Here is a 563-nt window from a genome sequence, read left to right on the forward strand (position 1 = left end):
ATTCATTGAATAAGAAGTCAATCGCATTCTTGAGCGCACCTGAAATGGCATGATTATATTCAGAAGTTACGAAAATATAGCCATCATACGCATTGATCGCGTTCGACCAAGCAATCGTATGTTCTTTCGTGTATTTCTTCAACATGGGTGGATGGGGCTCATCATAAAGTGGTAAATTGAAATCCGCGAGATCAACAATCTCGAATATCGCGTCCGTACGTTTACTTGCAACTTCGTGTACCCACTGAGCGACGACTTCACCTCTGCGACCTGGGCGAGTGCTGCCGAGTATAATTCCGATTTTAAGCATGGTTATTTTGGCCTCCGATAGGTTAAGTTTTATATGAGAAGCATAACGGATGGATGGAACAGAGTGCAATTGAAAATACAGTTATAATGATTGTTTACGAATTCGGAATTGGCCTGAGTGGTTAAATTGTTTACATAACAATTGTTATGTAATAATAAATCAAAAGTGACAGTTTCAAGTCCAAAGATGCATGAATAATTTGAAACTTATATGAACAAGTATGTAACGTATATGATTATGAATAGGAGCTCCT

At 38.2% G+C, this 563-nt stretch carries 1 protein-coding gene; it reads right to left on the bottom strand.

Annotation, left to right across the window (positions count from 1 at the left end):
* Positions 1 to 310, bottom strand: a 310-nt coding sequence (locus AC1DVJ_RS31295; RefSeq protein WP_477596865.1) for an NADPH-dependent FMN reductase, incomplete at its 3' end; no start/stop codon positions are given.
* Between the last annotated feature and the right edge of the window lie 253 nt (positions 311 to 563).

It is taken from the genome of Paenibacillus sp. P4_A9 (assembly GCF_056402415.1).